General features: G+C 73.7%; 14 protein-coding genes and 2 pseudogenes. 9 read left to right on the forward strand and 7 right to left on the reverse strand.

Features of this window, described 5'->3' with window-relative positions:
* The first annotated feature begins 10 nt into the window (after positions 1 to 10).
* From ACIA6B_RS18275 to ACIA6B_RS18285, 3 genes are read left to right on the forward strand one after another with little or no spacing between them, the layout of a single operon-like run.
* Positions 11 to 997, forward strand: a complete 987-nt coding sequence (locus ACIA6B_RS18275) for an ABC transporter substrate-binding protein (RefSeq protein WP_396774682.1) — start codon at positions 11 to 13, stop codon at positions 995 to 997.
* A 4-nt stretch (positions 998 to 1,001) separates the two neighbouring features.
* The gene (locus ACIA6B_RS18280) at positions 1,002 to 3,101 is read left to right on the forward strand and encodes an iron ABC transporter permease (RefSeq protein WP_396774684.1); all 2,100 of its coding nucleotides are present in this window, start codon (positions 1,002 to 1,004) and stop codon (positions 3,099 to 3,101) included.
* Between the two features lie 18 nt (positions 3,102 to 3,119).
* Positions 3,120 to 4,022: a siderophore-interacting protein gene (locus tag ACIA6B_RS18285; protein WP_396774686.1), complete on the forward strand. Its 903-nt coding sequence runs from the start codon at positions 3,120 to 3,122 to the stop codon at positions 4,020 to 4,022.
* A gap of 4 nt (positions 4,023 to 4,026) precedes the next feature.
* On the opposite strand, the gene ACIA6B_RS18290 is transcribed toward ACIA6B_RS18285, so the two are convergent.
* From ACIA6B_RS18290 to ACIA6B_RS18300, 3 genes are all read right to left on the reverse strand, one after another.
* Positions 4,027 to 4,992: an AraC family transcriptional regulator gene (locus ACIA6B_RS18290; protein ID WP_396774688.1), complete on the reverse strand. Its 966-nt coding sequence runs from the start codon at positions 4,990 to 4,992 to the stop codon at positions 4,027 to 4,029.
* A gap of 78 nt (positions 4,993 to 5,070) precedes the next feature.
* Positions 5,071 to 6,039, reverse strand: a complete 969-nt coding sequence (locus ACIA6B_RS18295; protein ID WP_396774690.1) for an AraC family transcriptional regulator — start codon at positions 6,037 to 6,039, stop codon at positions 5,071 to 5,073.
* Positions 6,036 to 7,043 carry an AraC family transcriptional regulator gene (locus ACIA6B_RS18300; protein WP_396774691.1) on the reverse strand — a complete coding sequence of 336 codons (1,008 nt, stop codon included), beginning with the start codon at positions 7,041 to 7,043 and terminating at the stop codon, positions 6,036 to 6,038. The genes ACIA6B_RS18295 and ACIA6B_RS18300 overlap by 4 nt, the downstream gene beginning before the upstream one ends.
* A gap of 599 nt (positions 7,044 to 7,642) precedes the next feature.
* Between ACIA6B_RS18300 and ACIA6B_RS18305 the strand changes: the two genes are divergently transcribed.
* The 4 genes and pseudogenes from ACIA6B_RS18305 to ACIA6B_RS18320 all read left to right on the forward strand — a co-directional run bounded on the left by ACIA6B_RS18305 (position 7,643) and on the right by ACIA6B_RS18320 (position 9,259).
* On the forward strand, positions 7,643 to 8,770 hold the full coding sequence (locus ACIA6B_RS18305) for an asparagine synthase-related protein (RefSeq protein WP_396774693.1): 1,128 nt from the start codon (positions 7,643 to 7,645) through the stop codon (positions 8,768 to 8,770).
* A complete protein-coding gene (locus tag ACIA6B_RS18310) occupies positions 8,767 to 8,910 on the forward strand; it encodes a hypothetical protein (protein ID WP_396774695.1) in 144 nt (47 codons plus the stop codon). Before ACIA6B_RS18305 ends, ACIA6B_RS18310 begins: the two co-directional genes overlap by 4 nt.
* Before the next feature lie 54 nt (positions 8,911 to 8,964).
* Positions 8,965 to 9,042 (forward strand): annotated as a pseudogene (locus ACIA6B_RS18315) (ATP-binding cassette domain-containing protein); the annotation flags it as partial.
* A 52-nt stretch (positions 9,043 to 9,094) separates the two neighbouring features.
* A complete protein-coding gene (locus tag ACIA6B_RS18320; RefSeq protein WP_396774697.1) occupies positions 9,095 to 9,259 on the forward strand; it encodes an ABC transporter ATP-binding protein in 165 nt (54 codons plus the stop codon).
* A gap of 464 nt (positions 9,260 to 9,723) precedes the next feature.
* Here the strand turns inward: ACIA6B_RS18320 and ACIA6B_RS18325 are convergent, their stop codons facing one another.
* Positions 9,724 to 10,065 (reverse strand): IucA/IucC family C-terminal-domain containing protein, encoded by a 342-nt coding sequence (locus ACIA6B_RS18325; RefSeq protein ID WP_396774699.1) that lies wholly within the window; start codon positions 10,063 to 10,065, stop codon positions 9,724 to 9,726.
* Positions 10,066 to 10,173: 108 nt separating this feature from the next.
* Here ACIA6B_RS18325 and ACIA6B_RS18330 point away from each other — a divergent pair.
* Together ACIA6B_RS18330 and ACIA6B_RS18335 are read left to right on the forward strand one after the other, a co-directional pair.
* A pseudogene (locus tag ACIA6B_RS18330) lies at positions 10,174 to 11,313 on the forward strand (choice-of-anchor A family protein); the annotation flags it as partial.
* Between the two features lie 1,050 nt (positions 11,314 to 12,363).
* A complete protein-coding gene (locus ACIA6B_RS18335) occupies positions 12,364 to 14,364 on the forward strand; it encodes a hypothetical protein (protein ID WP_396775057.1) in 2,001 nt (666 codons plus the stop codon).
* Positions 14,365 to 14,443: 79 nt separating this feature from the next.
* Here the strand turns inward: ACIA6B_RS18335 and ACIA6B_RS18340 are convergent, their stop codons facing one another.
* The 3 genes from ACIA6B_RS18340 to ACIA6B_RS18350 form a co-directional block, all read right to left on the reverse strand.
* The gene (locus tag ACIA6B_RS18340) at positions 14,444 to 15,409 is read right to left on the reverse strand and encodes an N-acetylmuramoyl-L-alanine amidase (RefSeq protein WP_396774701.1); all 966 of its coding nucleotides are present in this window, start codon (positions 15,407 to 15,409) and stop codon (positions 14,444 to 14,446) included.
* Positions 15,409 to 15,561 carry a hypothetical protein gene (locus ACIA6B_RS18345; RefSeq protein WP_281942069.1) on the reverse strand — a complete coding sequence of 51 codons (153 nt, stop codon included), beginning with the start codon at positions 15,559 to 15,561 and terminating at the stop codon, positions 15,409 to 15,411. Before ACIA6B_RS18345 ends, ACIA6B_RS18340 begins: the two co-directional genes overlap by 1 nt.
* Before the next feature lie 201 nt (positions 15,562 to 15,762).
* Positions 15,763 to 16,653 (reverse strand): SGNH/GDSL hydrolase family protein, encoded by an 891-nt coding sequence (locus ACIA6B_RS18350; protein WP_396774703.1) that lies wholly within the window; start codon positions 16,651 to 16,653, stop codon positions 15,763 to 15,765.
* Positions 16,654 to 16,843 lie beyond the last annotated feature (190 nt).

Below are 16,843 nucleotides of genomic sequence, written 5' to 3' on the forward strand. Positions count from 1 at the left end.
AACAAAGCCAATGTTGCGTACCCGTCTGACCCTGCTGGCCGCCGCCGCGACCGCGCTGCTGATCGCCGGCTGCGGCACCACCGAGACGCCCGCCGCCGCGCCGTCCCCCTCCGACGCCACCGCCACCGGCCCGGTCACCGTCACCGACAGCCGCGGCAAGGCGATCACGTTGAAGAACCCGGCCGCCAAGGTGGTCGGCCTGGAGTGGGGCGAGGTGGAGATGCTCGTCGGCCTCGGCGTGATGCCGGTCGGCGTGGCCGACCCCAAGGGGTACGCCACCTGGGTCACCGCCGCCCCGCTCGACCCGGGCGTCAAGGACGTCGGCACCCGGGGCGAGCCGAGCGTCGACGCCATCGTGGCGCTCCAGCCGGACCTGGTGGTGATGGAGGCCGAGCGCGGCGCCGCGATCGTCACCCAACTGGAGAAGTACGTCCCGGTGCTGGTCACCAAGGGCAGCGACGCCGCCGACAACCTCGCCCGGATGCGGTCCGACCTCACCATGATCGCCACCGCCACCGGCCGTACCGCGCAGGCCGAGAAGCTGCTCGCCGACTTCGACGCCGCGCTCGCCGACGGGCGGAAGAAGATCGCCGACGCCGGCGCGGCCGGCCGGCAGTTCGCCTTCGCCGACGGCTGGAAGGAGGGCAGCACGGTCTCCATCCGGATGTTCGGCCAGGGCGCGCTCGTCTCCCAGCTCGGCATCCAGCTCGGCCTGAAGAACGCCTGGACCGGCAAGACCGACGAGATGTGGGGCCTGGGCCAGACCGACGTCGAGGGACTCAACGTCCTCAAGGGACAGGACCTGCACTTCTTCTACAACGCCTCGGACGGGCAGGACGTCTTCGCCGACGGCCTCGCCGGCAACGCGATCTGGCGCTCCCTGCCGTTCGTGCAGCAGAACAAGCTGCACAAGATGCCGAACGGCATCTGGACGTTCGGCGGCACCCTGTCCGCGAAGCAGTACGTCGACCAGCTCGTCGCCGTCTACACGGCCTGAGCCGATGATCGCCACCGCCGTACCGGAGCCGGCCACCCGGCCGGCTCCGGTCGGGCCGCCACCGGCCCGCCGCCGGGTCGCCGGCGCGTTCCTGCTCGCCACCGCGCTGCTGGTCGCGGTCACCGCGATGCACCTCACCCAGGGCACGTCGTCGGTGGGCGCGCTCGACCTGCTCCGGCTGCTCACCGGCGCGGACGACGAGACCGCCCGGGTGCTTGTCGCCTCCCGGCTGCCGCGCCTGCTCACCGGCCTGGCGGTCGGCGTGGCGCTCGGGTTCGCCGGCGCGGCGCTCCAGTCCACCACCCGCAACCCGCTCGCCTCGCCGGACACGCTCGCCGTGAACGCCGGCGCGCACCTGGCGATCGTGACCACCGCCGCGTTCGGCATCGCGCTGCCGGCGCTGCCCGCCGGTGGACTGGCGTTCTGCGGCGGGCTGGCCGCCGCCGCGCTGGTGATGCTGCTGTCGGCCGGCGGCCAGGCCGCCACCACCCGGCTGATCCTCGCCGGCTCGGCCACCGCGATGGCGCTCGCCTCGCTCACCATGCTGCTCCTGCTGCTGTTCGAGCAGGCCACCATCGGGCTGTTCGCCTGGGGCAACGGCTCGCTCGTGCAGGGCGACCTGGTGGCGGTCACCCAGCTCGGTCCGGTGATCGTGCTCGCCGCGCTGCTGCTCGTCGCGCTCGGGCACCGGCTGGACCTGCTCGCCCTCGGCGACGACACCGCCACCGTGCTCGGGCTGGACGTACGCCGGACCCGGCTCGTCGTGGTGCTGCTCGCGGTGCTGCTCTCCGCCGCGGCGGTCACCCTCGCCGGCCCGATCGGCTTCGTCGGGCTCGGCGCGCCGGTGATCGTCCGGCTGCTCGGCCGGTGGGTGCCCGAGGTGCACCGGCACCGGGTGCTGCTGCCGCTGGCCGGCCTGGTCGGCGTGATCATCGTGCTCGGCTCCGACGTGTTGCTGCGCGCCGTGCTCGGCGGCCAGGCCGGGGTGGAGGTGCCCACCGGCGTGGTCACCACGCTGTTCGGCGCGGTGCTGCTGGTCTGGTTGGCCCGCCGGCACCGCGACGCCGGGCCCACCCGGCAACCTCCGGCCGGCCACGCCGCCGTGCGCTCCCGCGCCGTGCACACCTCGGTCGTCACGGTCTGCGCGATCGCGGTCGTCGCGGCGCTGGTGGTGGGCATGCTCGCCGGGGACACGTGGGTGCTGCTCGGCGACATCGTCAACTGGCTCCAGGGGCGCACCGGGCCGGCGTACACCTTCGTGCTGGACGCCCGGTGGCCGCGCGTCGCGGCGGCGCTGCTGGCCGGCGCGGCCCTCGCCCTGGCCGGCACCACCGTGCAGGCGGTCTGCCGCAACCCCCTCGCGGAGCCGGGCATCCTCGGCATCACCGGCGGCGCGGGGATCGGCGCGGTGGCGCTGCTGACGTTCGCCCCGACGGCCGGCGTGCTGGCGCTCTCCGGCGCGGCCGGACTCGGCGCGGTCGCCGCGTTCGCACTGGTCTACGGGCTGGCACGGCGTCGGGGACTGAACTCCGACCGGCTCGTCCTGATCGGTTTCGCGGTCTGGCAGGGCGGCGCCGCGGTCATCACGTTCATCGTGGTCTCCTCCGACCCGTGGAACACCGGCAAGGCGCTGACCTGGCTGTCCGGCTCCACCTACGGGCGGACCGCGCCGCAGGTGCTGCCGGTGGCGCTGGCGCTGCTGGTCTCCGTGCCGGTGGTGGCCGCGGTACGCCGGGAACTGGACCTGCTGGCGCTCGACGACGACACGCCCCGGGTGCTCGGCGTCCGGCTGGAACGCGCCCGGCTGGTCGCGCTCGGCCTGGCCGCGCTGCTCACCGCCACCGCCGTGTCGGCGGTCGGGGTGATCGGCTTCGTCGGCCTGGTCGCGCCGCACGCCGCGCGGGCCCTGGTCGGCGGCCGGCACACCCGCGTGCTGCCGGTGGCGGTGCTGCTCGGCGCCACGCTGGTCAGCCTCGCCGACACGCTCGGCCGCACCGTCATCGCCCCGGCGCAGGTGCCCGCCGGCCTGGTCACCGCGCTGATCGGCACCCCCTACTTCGTCTGGCTGCTGTGGCGCTCCCGCGCCGCCGCCGGCGTCCGCTGAGCCCGAGAGGAAGTCACCATGACCAGCACCCTGGCCGCCGCGCCGTGGCGCGTGTTCACCGTCGAGGTCCGCGCGCTGCGCCGGCTCGGCCCGTCGTTCCTGCGCGTCACGTTCACCGGACCGGACCTGGACCGGTTCGCCGACAACGGCTACGACCAGCGGATCAAACTGGCGCTGCCGCTGGTGGACGGCGGCGCGGCGGAACTGCCCGCCGGGCCGGACTGGTACCAGCGGTGGCGGGACCTGCCGGCGGACGAGCGCAGCCCGATCCGCACCTACACGGTCCGGGCGGCCCGGCCGGCGGCGTACGAGATCGACGTGGACGTGGCGCTGCACGGCGACGGCGGCCCGGCCACCCGGTGGGCCCGCCGCGCCCGCCTCGGTGACCGGCTCGCGCTCGTCGGCCCGGACGCCGGCTGGCCGGGCGCGCACGGCGGCGTCGAGTTCCGGCCGCCGGCCGGCGCCACGCTGCTGCTGGCCGGCGACGAGACCGCCGCGCCGGCGATCTGCGCGATCCTGGACCGGCTGCCGGCCGACGCGCACGGCCACGCCGTGGTGGAGGTGCCGACGGTGGGGGACGAACTGCCGTGCCGCGTCCCGGCCGGCATGACGGTGACCTGGCTGCCCCGGGGCGGCGCTCCGCACGGCAGCCGGCTCACCGAGGCGGTGACCGCCCTCGCCGCCCGGCTGCTGCCGCCGACCGGGTCACCGGCCGGCCCGCCGCCGGCCGAGGTGGACGTCGACCGGGAGGTCCTCTGGGAGGTGCCGGAGCGGCCGACCGACGCCGCGCTCTACGCCTGGCTGGCCGGCGAGGCGGCGGTGATCCGAGGGCTGCGCCGGCACCTGGTCACCAACCGTGGGCTCGACCGTCGGGCGGTGGCGTTCATGGGCTACTGGCGGGCCGGTCGGGCCGAGAGCTGACCGGTCACCCACGCAGCGTCTCGTGCGGCGGCCGGCCGTACGCCTCCCGGTAGGCGGCGGCGAAGCGGCCGGGGCTGGCCCAGCCCCAGCGGCGGGCAATGCCGGCGACCGTCTCGGTGCCGCCCGGCTCGGCGGCGAGCAGGTCCCGGTGCGCCCGGTCCAGCCGGACCCGGCGCAGGTAGGCGGTCGGGCTCCGGCCGTCGTGCCGCTGGAACGCCGCCTGCAATCCGCGCGCTCCGACGCCGCAGGCGGCGGCGACCTGGGCCACGGTGACCGGCTCGGCGGCGTGCTCGTCCAGCCAGGCCCGCGCCCGCCGCACCACGGCCGGTGTCATCCGGCGCGGTTGCGGCAGGTAGCCGGCGGTCATGGTGGTGTTCGGGAACACGGTGAACGCGGTGGTCGCGGTCAGGTCGACAAGCGACGCCCGCAGGATCGGCTGGGCGAGCGCCTCGTCGCCCAACCCGTGCAGGTACGCCGAGAGCTGCGCCCAGGCCCGGGACTTCGCCGCCGACACCGGCGCGAGGCCGAGGAACCGGAAGTCGGCCGCCGCGGTGTCCGTCCGGATCGCCGCGACGTGTGCCACCCGCTCGTGCGGTAGCCGGATCATGGTGCCGACCACGTCGGTCCAGCCCAGCACCGACGGGCGCAGCGGATAGCGGGCGACCGCGCCGGCCGGGGCCAGCAGCTCCTCGTCGCCGTCGGCGAACCGGAACCGGCCGCGCAGCACGTGCACGGTCATGAAATCGGGGTACGGGCCGGTGCGCGCCCGCGCGTCCATCGAGTGCACGATCCGGTCCAGCCCGAGCGACCCGGCCTGCGCGGTGCGCAGCGCGAAGCGGAAGCCGTGCAGGGAGCCGGCGAACCGCGGCCGGTGTTCGGCGTACGCCTGGGCGATGGCGTGGTGGGCGACGTCCGGGTCCCGGGTCACCAGTTCGTGTCGGTGCACCTCGGTGCCCGCTCCGGTCGTCATGGGGGCCGTGCCTCCGTCCGGTCGGAACTCCTCCCGGTAAGAACGCGCGAGCCGTCGATCCGCAACGGGTCGTCGGCGTCACTCGCGCAGCGTCTCGCGCGGCGGCCGGCCGTACGCCTCGCGGTAGGCGGCGGCGAAGCGGCCGGGGCTGGTCCAGCCCCAGCGGCGGGCGACGCCGGCGACCGTCGCGCCACCGGCCGGGTCGGCGGTCAGCAGGTCGCGGTGGGCGCGGGCGAGACGGACCTGACGCAGGTAGGTGAGCGGGCTGTAGCCGAGGTGCCGCTGGAAGGCGGCCTGGAGTCCGCGTGGTCCCACGCCGCAGGCGGCGGCGACCTGGGCCACGGTGACCGGTGCGGCGGCGTGCTCGTCCAGGTACGCCTGCGCCCGCCGGACGACCGAGGGCGCGACCCGGCGGGGCTGCGGCACGTAACTGCTGGTCATGGTGGTGTTCGGGAAGGCGGTGAGCGCGGTGGCCGCGGTCAGGTCGGCCAGCGACGCCTGGATCAGCGGCTGGTCGAGGCCGTCGTCGCCGATGGCGGCCATCCGGCACAGGAACGCGGACAGGTGCGCCCAGGCCCGGGCCGCGGCCGGCGACACCGGCGCGAGGCCGAGGAAGCGGAACGTGTGCGGGGCCGTCTCCGCCCGGGTGGCCGCGACGCGCGCCACCAGGTCCATCGGCAGCCGGATCGTGGTGGTCAGCGGGTCGGTCCAGGACAGCACCGCCCGGCGCAGCGGATACCGGCCGACGCCGCCGGCCGGCAGCAGCAGCTCGTCGTCGTCGTCGACGAACCGGAACCGGCCCCGGACCACGTGTACGGCCAGGAAGTCGGGGTACGGTCCGATCTCCGCCGTGGCGTCCATGGAGTGCGCGGCCCGGGTGAGGCCGAGCGGCCCGGCCTGCACCCCCCGCCACGCGAAGTGGAACTCGCGTCGGGTGCCCCGGAAGCGCGGGTGGTGCTCGCCGCACGCCTCGGCGATGGCCCGGCGGGCGACGTCCGGGTCCCGGGTGGACAGCTCGAACCGCTGTGCCGGACGGTCGTCCGTCACCGCTCCCGCTCCGGCGGTGCCGGCACTCCCGCCGCGCGCAGCGTGTCGCCGGGGTGACAGCCGTACGTCTCGCGGTACGCGCTCGCGAACCGCCCGGGGTGGGCCCAGCCCCAGCGCCGGGCAATGCCGGCCACGGTCTGTCCCGGTCGGGCCTGCGTCAGGTCCCGGTGGGCCCGCCGGAGCCGGACCGCGCGCAGGAACGCCATCGGGCTCTGCCCGTGGTGCTTGCGGAACGCGGCCTGCAACGCGCGTGGGCCGACGTCGCAGGCTGCCGCGATCTGCGCCAGGGTCAGCGGACGCGCGGCGTGGGCCTCGATGAACTCGGCGGCCCGGCGCACCGACGCCGGGCGGACGGCCGGCGGGGCGGGCAGGTAGGGCGCCGTCATGGTGGTGTTCGGGAACACCGCCAGCGCGGTGGCGGCGGCCAGGTCCACCAGGCCGGCCCGGGTCAGCGGGCTGGCCAGCATGGCGTCGTCGGTGAGCTGGTGCCGGAGGTAGGCCGCGGTCGACCGCCACAGGGCCGCCATGGCGGGGGAGAGCGGCGCGAGCGCGGTGAAGCGGAACGCGGCGACGGGCAGCCCGGTGCGGGTGGCGGCGACCGTGGCGATCCGGGGCATCGGCAGCCGGACGACGGAGGCTGCCACGTCGTCCGAGAGCAGGGTGGCCGGATCGTTCGGATAGCGGCCGGTGGTGCCGGGGCTGAGGCGCAGCTCCTCGTCGGGCGTGTGGAAGCCGTACCGGCCGTGCGTCACGGTCACCGCGGCGAAGCCGGGATAGGGGGGCGTGGCGGTGCGGGTCCCCAACGTGTACCGCAGCTCGTCGATCTCCAGCTCGTCCGCGGTCACGGTGGAACGGCGGTAGCGGAAGCGGTCCCGTGACCCGGAGATCCGGACCCGGTGGTCGCCGTACCGTCGGGCGATGAGGTGGTGCGCGTGCTCGGGGTCGTCCGTCTCCACCACGTCGTGGTCGGCCGACTCCGATCGGCCGGTCCGCCGCACGGACACGTGTCACCTCCCACTGCGCCGATTCCGGGGCTCGTACCCGTGGATGAAACGGGTCACTTGCCGACCGGCAACGGTTTTGTCGCGGACGTTCGAGCCGGGGGCGACACGCCGACCAAAACAGCCCATCCACTTTCCGCAATTGACTGGTCGATTCGCGAACACCGCGCGACGCGGGACGCCATGCCGGTTCATCGACTGGCAACAAAACGGCGGTCACGGTGTCGGCTTTTCGGCACCGAATCGGTTCGGTCCAAGAAGTACGTCCGGGTGGTTACGCGACGCGGCGAGCGAAACTGTCGGGTAGTTGACTGTCCAAACCTCCCCGGTCGGTGCCGTCTCCCGGCTCTACCGTCTGCCCTGTCCGAGCCGTTGCACCCGGCCGGGCGCAGACGGCCGGCCGACCGGAGTCAGGCGACGATGCCGACCCCGGTCGGCCGGTCCCCGCACCCGCGACGGGTCGCGGACCGAGGTCGGGTGGCCATGCCGGGAGGAGGTGCGGATGAGAGGCGTCGAGGCGGCTGTCGCCGTACCCGGAAATCCGGCTGCCGGCGATGTGCCGTCCCGGTGTCGGGTGGCCGGGCGTAGCGGGGTGCTCCCCCGTGACTGACCTCATTCCGCGTCCCACCGCCCGCGACGTGGCGTACGGCGTCGTGCTGGGCCTGGACCCGCCCGCGCCGACCGCCCGGCCGGGTTCGGCGCTGCCGCCGCTGGCGGCCCTGGAACGGGCCGTGCTGCCGGCGTTGCGCCGGCCGCCCTGCCTGGTCAGCTTCTCCGGCGGGCTGGACTCCTCGCCGGTGCTGGCCATCGCCACCCGAGTGGCCCGATGGGAGGGGCTGCCCGACCCGGTGCCGGTCACCTGGCGGTTCACCGACGCCCCCCGCGCGCGGGAGACGCCCTGGCAAGCCAAGATCATTGCGGAGCTGGACCTGACCCGACAGTGGCAGATCCTCCACGCCGGTGACGACCTGGACCTGGTCGGACCGGTCGCCCGCCGACTGCTGACCCGGTACGGGCAGATGCACCCGCCGAGCCGGCACCTGCACCTGCCGATCGTGGAGCTGGCTCGCGGCGGCGCGTTGCTCACCGGCGTCGGCGGGAACCAGATCCTCGCCGGCTGGCGGCAGCGTCCCGGCTCGCTGCGGGCCCGGCTCGGCCGGCTCCGGACCGGGCTGCGACGCCGGCCACCGGATCTGCTGCCCTGGCTGCGCCCGGACGTGGCCCGGCAGGCGCGCCGCGCGTTCACCGCCGAGCAGCGTGCCGAACCGCACCGGCTGGCCGCCCGGATCGCCTGGCACCTGCGCCGCCGGGACCTCACCATGACCCGGGTCGGCCTCGCCGCGATCGCCGCCGACCACGACGTGCTGGCCGTGACCCCGCTGCTGGACGAGCGGTTCGCCGCCGCGCTGTTCGCCCGGCACGGCCGGATGCGGTCCCCGTCGCGTCGGGAGCTGCTCGCGGCGATCGCCGACGCCGCGCTGCCCCCGGTGATCATCACGCCGCGCCCCAAGACCGCCTTCGACGAGGTGTTCCTCCGGACGCCCACCCGCGAGCTGGTGAGCGCCTGGGACGGCAGCGGTGTCGACGACTCGCTCGTCGACGTGGCGGCGCTGCGCCGGGAGTGGTCGCGCCGGCGGTTCGACTCACGCACCGCGGCGCTGGTGCAGCAGGTGTGGCTGGCCAGCCTGTCGGCCCCCGAGGGACGACCCGATCTGGAGGCACCGAGATGACAGGTGAACCGTCCGTGTCGTACCGGGTCCGCGGCGACCGGGTCGCGTGGCGGACCAGCGGGGACGAGACGGTGCTGCTGGACGTCGGGAAGTCCGCCTACGTCGCGCTGGACCGCGCGGGCCCGACATGCTGCGACTGACTGCACGGTGCCGGGCGCGCCTTCAGTGGGCGTCCGATCTTCTCGGGCCTCGACCTGGAGGTCGCCCCCGGCACCCGCCTGCTGCTCACCGGCGGCAACGGCGCCGGCAAGACCACACTGCTGCGCTGCCTGGCCGGCACCCTTGCGCTGAGCCGTCGCCCGCGCCCTGCTCGGCGACCCGCCGGTGATCCTGCTGGACGAGCCCGGCCGGTCCCTCGACGCGCAGGCGCGGGCGCTGTTCTGGGCCGCGCTGGACCGCCGTCCGGAGTCGACAGTCGTGGTCGCCTCGCATCTGCCCGAGGACCGCCCCCACTGCGACCGCTCCCTGGTCATACCGATCCACCACTGACCCGCCCGGCTTTGCACCGTGGGGCTGGCGCGGCGTGGCACGGAACTCTGCTCGTGAGGACGGGTGTCCGACGTGCCTACAAACTTGATGGCGTAGATGGTTCAGCCCGACCCGTGGCGCGGGTCATTCACGCCCTCAAGTTTGTAGGCACACTGCGGTATGGGCCCGCGGCAGCCTGCCGGTCGTCGACCGCTTATCGGGCCAGCCGGTCGGCCCTGGTCAGCCCGGCGCGTCGCCGTCAGTGGGGCGGGGCGGGCGGTGGTGCCGGGCCCACTCGTCCACCTCGTCCGCGTCCCAGACGTTCATGCCGATCAGTCGGGCGAGCGGCTCGGGGAACCCGGCCGGCGGGTGATCTGGAGGACCCGCTGACGCGAGACGCCGAACAGGGCAGCCAACTCGCCGGGCCCGTACAGACGTGGTCGTCTCACCGACCGAACGTATGCACGACCTGCACTGTGGATTTGTCACTTACAGATTGACAAACCATCGGTAGGGTCCACCATCTGCCTGTTGTTCCGGAGCTGGGGCCGGTTGAGGCAGGACGGCGGGAACTCCGGCGCGAACAGTCGTGCCGCCGCATCCGCTCGGCCAGGTGCGGCACCGTGTCGGCGTACCCGGTGACGCACTCGGCGACGGTGCGCCAGAAATCGTCCTGGTCCAGCACGCCGGTGTTGTGCAGGGGTGGCGCTCAGGTGCCGCAGGAAGCAGTCGAGCACGTCGGTGAAGATGGCCAGGAGCTTCTCATCGTCCGGCACCGCAGCCCGCATCCGGCGGACCCGCTCCGGCTGGTCGGCGCCCGGGTCCATGACCACGATCTCCCGCGAACGGTTCGAGACGGGGGCTCACGTTCCGGGTAGTGATCCTCGGTCGACCGTCGGCTAGCTAATATCCCCCCAAATCGGACAAGCGGGGGAATGATGATCAGGACGTTCAATGGTCCGTGGCGGCGAGCCGCCGCGGTCGTGGCCGTCGCGGCGCTCACCGCGCCGCTACCGGTCGCGGTTGCGTCGGCCGCGCCGGGTGACCAGCCGCCACCACCGGCGGCGCGGGCGATCGGGCCGGTCAACCCGGTCGCGGCAGCGCAGAGCTTCGGGGTGATGACCGAGGGCGACGCCAGGGTGGTCACCAACGAGAACGAGGGCACCATGGCCGTCGGCGGTGATCTCTCCTTCGGCAACTACCAGCTCGCCAACAACACCGCCGGCTCGTTCGTGGTCCCCGGCGACAGCCGGCCGACCGCGCTCGTGGTCGGTGGCCGGGTCGACTTCGCCGGCAGCGTGCCAGGCACCCGGCTCCAGGTGCTGTCCCAGGGGTACGCCAAGGTCGGGAACCTCACCGGCACGTTCGTCCGGGACACCGACAACAACGGCGCCGCGGTCAACACCCGGATCCTACCCAGCGACAACTACGACGCCTTTCCCCGGGTCGAGCTGACCGTCCGGCAGCCGGTCGGCAGCGTCGGCCCCACCTCGCCGATCAACTTCGCCGACGCCTTCGCGTCGTTCCGGTCCACCTCGACCGGCCTCGCCGGCTGCGAGAACACGGTGGTGCTCACCGACCCCAACGGGAACGTCCTGCCCCGGCCCATCCCGCCGGGCAGCAACGCGGTGATCACGCTGACCAGCGGTGTCACAAACGTGTTGAACATCGGCGCCACCGACCTGAACAACATCGACACGCTCACCTTCCGCAGCCAGCCCACCGCGACCACGCCGCTGCTGATCAACGTGGACACCACAGGCGTCGGCAACACGTTCGACTGGACCGCGCCGAACTTCGCCGGCATCGGCGGCCAGCAGGCCCAGTACCTCCTGATCAACTTTCCGACCGCGACCCGGCTCACGCTCACGGCCGGGGCCCGCACCGTCGAGGGCAGCATCTACGCCCCGAACGCCGACTTCACCGACCTGTCCGCCAGCAACACCGAGGGCAGCGTGATCACCCGCACGCTCGACCACGAGGGCGGCGAGATCCACTACTTCCCGTTCAGCACCACGCTGACCTGCAACGGCGGCACGCCGGCAAGCATCGCGGTGGTGAAGTCGTCGACCACCGCGCTGATCGGATCCGTCGGGCAGCAGGTGCCGTACTCGTTCCGGGTGGTCAACACCGGCGGTGTCGCGCTGACCGGCATCGCTGTCACCGACACGCAGACGCCGCCGTCGTCCAACGCCGACCTGGGCCCGATCACCTGCCCGGTGACCGCACTCGACCCGGGCGCGGCCACCACCTGCACGGCGACGTACACGGTCACCCAGGCCGACCTCGACCACGGCGGCGTCTCCGACACCGCGACGGCGCGGGGCACGCCGGCCGGCGGGGGCACGCCGGTGGTCTCCGAGCCCAGCGACCTCACCATCCCGGCCGAGGTGCTGACCCCGTCGATCTCGGTGCAGAAGTCCTCCACCACCACGACGATCACCGCCGCCGGGCAGCAGGTGCCGTACCGGTTCGTGGTGACGAACACCGGTGGGTTGACGTTGTCGAACGTGAACGTGACCGACGTGCAGGCGCCGCCGTCGTCGAACGCGGACCTGGGGCCGGTCAGCTGCCCGACGAGCACCCTGGCGCCCGGCGTGTCGACGATCTGCACGGCGACGTACACGGTCACCCAGGCCGACCTCGACCACGGCTCGGTGTCGGACACGGCGACCGCACACGGCACGCCGCCGGGCGCCACGACGCCTGTCGACTCGGAGCCGTCCACCCTGACGATCGAGGCGACGCCCGTGACGCTGGCGATCGAGGTGGTGAAGTCCTCCACCACCACGACGATCACCGCCGCCGGGCAACAGGTGCCGTACCGGTTCGTGGTGACGAACACCGGTGGGTTGACGTTGTCGGACGTGAACGTGACCGACGTGCAGACGCCGCCGTCGTCGAACGCGAACCTCGGACCGATCACCTGCGCGGCCACCACGTTGGCCCCGGGCGCGTCGACCACCTGCACGGCCACGTACACCGTGTCGCAGGCCGACCTCGACGTCGGCTCGGTGTCGGACACCGCGACCGCGCACGGCACGCCGGTGGGCAGCACCACGCCGATCGACTCGGACCCGTCGACGCTGACGATCGCGGCCACCCCGGCGGCTGCGGAGATCACGGTGGTCAAGTCGTCGACCACCACCGCGATCGTTTCGGCTGGGCAGCAGGTGCCGTACCGGTTCGTGGTGACGAACACCGGTGGCGTGACGCTGTCGAACGTGAACGTGACCGACGTGCAGGCGCCGCCGTCGTCGAACGCGGACCTGGGCCCGATCACCTGCCCGGTGACGACGTTGGCGCCGGGCGCGTCGACCACCTGCACGGCCACGTACACCGTCACCCAGGCCGACCTCGACCACGGCTCGCTCACCGACACCGCGACCGCGCACGGCACCCCGGCCGGCGGTGAGACCCCGGTCGACTCGGACCCGTCCACGCTGACCGTCCCGGGCGCCGAGGTGAACGCCTCGATCAGCGTGGAGAAGACGTCCACCTCCACCGAGTTCGTCGCGGTCGGGGAGCAGGTGCCGTACCTGTTCGTGGTGGTCAACACCGGCGGGCTCACGCTGTCGAACGTGAACGTGACCGACGTGCAGACGCCGCCGTCGTCGAACGCGGACCTGGGCCCGATCACCTGCCCGGTGACGACGTTGGCGCCGGGCGCGTCGACCACCTGCACGGCCACGTACACCGTCACCCAGGCCGACCTCGACCACGGCTCGCTCACCGACACCGCGACCGCGCACGGCACCCCGGCCGGCAGCCAGACACCGATCGACTCCGACCCGTCCACGCTGACCCTGCCGGACGCCAATCCCGTGGCCAGCATCGACGTCGTCAAGTCGTCCACCACGGTCGCCATCACCGAGGCCGGTCAGAAGGTCGACTACACCTACCGGGTGGTGAACACCGGTGGCTCGACGCTGACCAACGTCACGGTGAACGACACCCTGCTGCCGCCGGCCGATCGTGAGAACCAGACCGCGATCACGTGCGGCCCGGACAACGTGCCGAACGGTACCGTCACGCTGGCGCCGGGCGAGTCCGTCGAATGCCGGGCCACCTACACGGTCTCGGCGGAGGACTTCGCCCAGGCGTCGCTGCTCGACACCGCGACCGCCACCGGCACCCCGCCTCGCGGGCCGGCGCCGGTCTCCGGGCCGTCGACGTACGACATCCCGATCCTGCACCCGGGCATCGCGTTGGCGAAGAGCGTGACGCCGGAGACGGTGTCCCGTGCCGGTGACGTCGTCACCTACCGCTACGTCGTCACCGACACCGGCAACACCACCCTCTCCGGCGTCACCATCGACGAGACCGCGTTCTCCGGCAGCGGACGACCCTCGGCGATCACCTGCGCCGACACCACGCTCGCGCCGGGGCAGAGCACGACCTGCACCGCGACCTACACGATCACCGAGGCGGACGTCGAGGCGGGGAGGATCGCCAACACCGCGGTCGCGGTCGGTACGCCGCCCACCGTTCCCGGCCAGGAGCCGCCCGCCCCGGTACGGTCCGGTCCGGCCTCGGCCACGGTGACCGTCACCAGGGGCGCGGCCATCGTGGTGACGAAGTCCGCCGATCCGACCGAGGTGCACAAGGTCGGTCAGCGGGTGGAGTACCGCTTCCAGGTCACCAACACCGGCTCGGTGCCGCTGACCGGGGTGACCGTGACGGACACGCTGGCGCCGCCGGCCGACCCGGCGAACCTCGGGCCGATCACCTGCGGGCCGGAGAACACGCCCAACGGTGAGGTCACCCTGGCGCCGGGGGAGACGATCACCTGTGCCGCGACCTACACCGTGTCCAAGGCGGACGCCGAGGAGCGCTGCATCACCGACACCGCGACCGCGACCGGAACGCCGCCGTCCGGCCCGGCGCCCGTCTCACCGGAGGCCACGCTCTGCGTCCACGTGAAGATCAAGCCGGGCCCCGGTCCGCATCCCGGGCCCGGTCCCAAGCCCGGCCCGTGGCCGTGGCACCACGGCAAGCTGCCGATCACCGGTAGTTCGTTCCTGCTCCCGCTCTCCGTCGTCGGCGGGCTGGTGCTGCTGGTCGGCATCACGCTGACCGTGTGGGGCCGACGTCGCCGGGCCGCACCACGGCACGGCGCGGCCTGACCGACCGGTTCCCGGTGCGGTGGCGGTGTCGGGCGTACCCGATACCGCCACCGCACCGACCAGATCTCGGCCGGTCCGGTCAGACCTCGGTGAGCCGGACCGCGTCGGCGATGACCAGGCCGGCGGCGGAACTCCACCGGCTCACCGCCACCCGGTCGGCGTCGCCGGCGGCCAGCGTGAACGTGCCGAGGGTGCGCCACTGCCCGCCGGTCGCCCGCTGGTCGACGTAGACGGTCCGGTTGCCGGTGGTGGTGGCCACGACGTACGGCGTCGAGGCGTTGTAGCCCGCGTTCGCCGGCCACCACGCCTCGACCCGGTAGTTGCCGGTGCGCGGCACGTTGAACCTGTACCAGGCGGCGTCGCTGGCGGCGACCGGGTCGGCGTAGCGGTAGTCGGCGCCGTAGCGCTGCCCGGAGAAGGACGAGACGCCCCAGTTGCCGCTGGCGGAGAAGCGGCCGGCGGTCGCGTTGTCCACGATCGAGGTCCAGCCCCCGCCCCCGCCGGCCATCTTCGCGGCGACGTCGGCCCGCATCGTGTTCAGGTCGATGAAGGACGGGTCGATCTTGCCGGTGGTGCTGGTCTCCCGGTGCCCACGGGCATAGCTGGAGTCCTTGCCGAGCCGGGTGAGCACGGCGGCGGTGGCGGCGATGCTGGCGGTGTACTGCGCGGTGGTCATCCGCTGGTCCACGCCGTTGTAGTCGATCTCCCACCCGATCATCAGGGTGTTGCCGTCGCCCGCCGGGATCGGCCCGCTGCCGCCGCTGACGCCGGCGTGGTTGCACCGCCCGGCGGAGATCACGTGGAACACGCCGTGGTAGTCGACGAGCGCCTGGCAGAGCGGGCCGGCCAGGTCGGGGCGACCGTTGATGCAGATGTTGAGCGCCGGGTGCGGGTTGGTGGCGCTGGAGGTGGCGGCGGTGTGGTGCCACAGCACGCCGATCGGGTCGAACGAGCCGGGGCGGGCCCGGTTGAGCCAGTCGCCCTTCACGACGACCTGCACGCCGGCGGCCCGCAGCACATCCACCAGCCAGGGAATCGTGGCCATCACCGCTCCTGGAGCAGGTCGGCCAGGCACTCCGCCTTCGGCGCGGCGACGGCCGCGCCGGGACGGGCCACCACGGTCAGCGCGGCGGCCACCAGGGCCGGGATGCCGAGCAGACCTCGGCGCCGCAGACGGACGGATCGGGACGTGGGCATGGCGCTCCTTCGGCGACGGCGCTCGGCATCCGATCGATCGACGGATGTGAGTGTCGGCACGTTATCCCGGCGCGGGCCGTCCTGTCGATACCCTTCACCCCTACTCTTCCGAGCGAAAATATTTGCCGGCGATCGGGCCGCGCCGAACGGCGACGAGCCGGCCCCGCCGCTCGGCGGGACCGGCTCGGCCGGGGGATCGACTCAGTTCAGGTGTGCCAGCAGGGCGGTGGCCATGCCCTGCTCGCCCCGGGCGTTCGGGTGGAACGGCGCGGCCGAGTTCTGCGGCACCAGGCCCTCCACCCAGCGGGTGCCGCTGCTCTTGCACGCGTCCTTGCCGATCGACGGGGTGTAGACGTCGGCGTAGCTGGCGCCGTTGGCCGCCGCGGTGTCGGCCAGCATGCTGTTCAGCGCCTTCTCCACCCCGCGCAGGTACGGCACGTCCTGGTAGGCGATCGGCACCACCGGCCAGCAGCCGTACCCGCTGTCCGGCAGGATCGCCGGGTAGCCGAGCACCACGACCCGCGCGTTCGGCGCGGCCTGCCGGACCGAGCGCAGCACGGTGGTCACCTTCGGCACGGTGGCCGCGATCCGGGCCCGGAGCTGGTCGGTGCCACCGGCGGTGAACCGGTCCTTGCACGGCGAGCCGAGCGGGCTGCTGACGCTCGCCTCCGCGCAGTCGCTGATGATCCCGGAGAACCCGATGTCGTTGCCGCCGATCTGCACCGTCACCAGCGCCGTGCCCGAGGTGACGGCGTTGAGCTGCGGCGGCAGGTTGATGCCGAGCTGGCCGTCGCCGCCGTACAGGATGTCGTCGGTGGTGGCGCCGGAGCAGCTCACGTCCGCGAACGACGACGACCCGGCGGACGCGGCGACAAGCGTCGGGTAGTTGCGGTTGGACCGCAGGCAGTTCAGGTCGACCTGGGTGGGGATCAGCGGGCCGGCGGTGTACGAGTCGCCGAGCGCCACGTAGCGCCCGGCGGGCACGGCGGCGTTGGCGGGCGCGGTGACGGCGAGCAGCACGCCGGCGGTGGCCGCGGCGAGCGCGGCCAGTCGTGCGGCCGTACGCCTCAGCGGCAGGTGGGGACGGTTCATGGCGCCCTCCCGGGAGCGGGATCGGGGGTGGTGGTGGTCCGAGAGTCTGCCGCTGCCGGTGATATCCGTCAATATGGACGAACGTCGTTAAGGGGTTCGGGGTGGTGGGGCGGGGCCCGGCGGGGGGGGGGCCCCCCCCGGCGCCGGAGGGGCCGGCGCAGCTGGGGGTCGAGGCGGTTGCGGTGGCGGA

Source organism: Micromonospora sp. NPDC051141, assembly GCF_044455765.1.
GTDB lineage: Bacteria > Actinomycetota > Actinomycetes > Mycobacteriales > Micromonosporaceae > Micromonospora.

Excerpts from the sequence above, each read along its gene's own strand:
- ACIA6B_RS18325 (WP_396774699.1), bottom strand. The coding sequence starts at position 10,065 with ATGGACCCGGGCGCCGACCAGCCGGAGCGGGTCCGCCGGATGCGGGCT.
- ACIA6B_RS18290 (WP_396774688.1), bottom strand. The coding sequence starts at position 4,992 with ATGACGACCGGAGCGGGCACCGAGGTGCACCGACACGAACTGGTGACC.
- ACIA6B_RS18350 (WP_396774703.1), bottom strand. The coding sequence starts at position 16,653 with ATGAACCGTCCCCACCTGCCGCTGAGGCGTACGGCCGCACGACTGGCC.
- ACIA6B_RS18340 (WP_396774701.1), bottom strand. The coding sequence starts at position 15,409 with ATGGCCACGATTCCCTGGCTGGTGGATGTGCTGCGGGCCGCCGGCGTG.
- ACIA6B_RS18310 (WP_396774695.1), top strand. The coding sequence starts at position 8,767 with ATGACAGGTGAACCGTCCGTGTCGTACCGGGTCCGCGGCGACCGGGTC.
- ACIA6B_RS18275 (WP_396774682.1), top strand. The coding sequence starts at position 11 with ATGTTGCGTACCCGTCTGACCCTGCTGGCCGCCGCCGCGACCGCGCTG.
- ACIA6B_RS18280 (WP_396774684.1), top strand. The coding sequence starts at position 1,002 with ATGATCGCCACCGCCGTACCGGAGCCGGCCACCCGGCCGGCTCCGGTC.
- ACIA6B_RS18345 (WP_281942069.1), bottom strand. The coding sequence starts at position 15,561 with ATGCCCACGTCCCGATCCGTCCGTCTGCGGCGCCGAGGTCTGCTCGGC.
- ACIA6B_RS18285 (WP_396774686.1), top strand. The coding sequence starts at position 3,120 with ATGACCAGCACCCTGGCCGCCGCGCCGTGGCGCGTGTTCACCGTCGAG.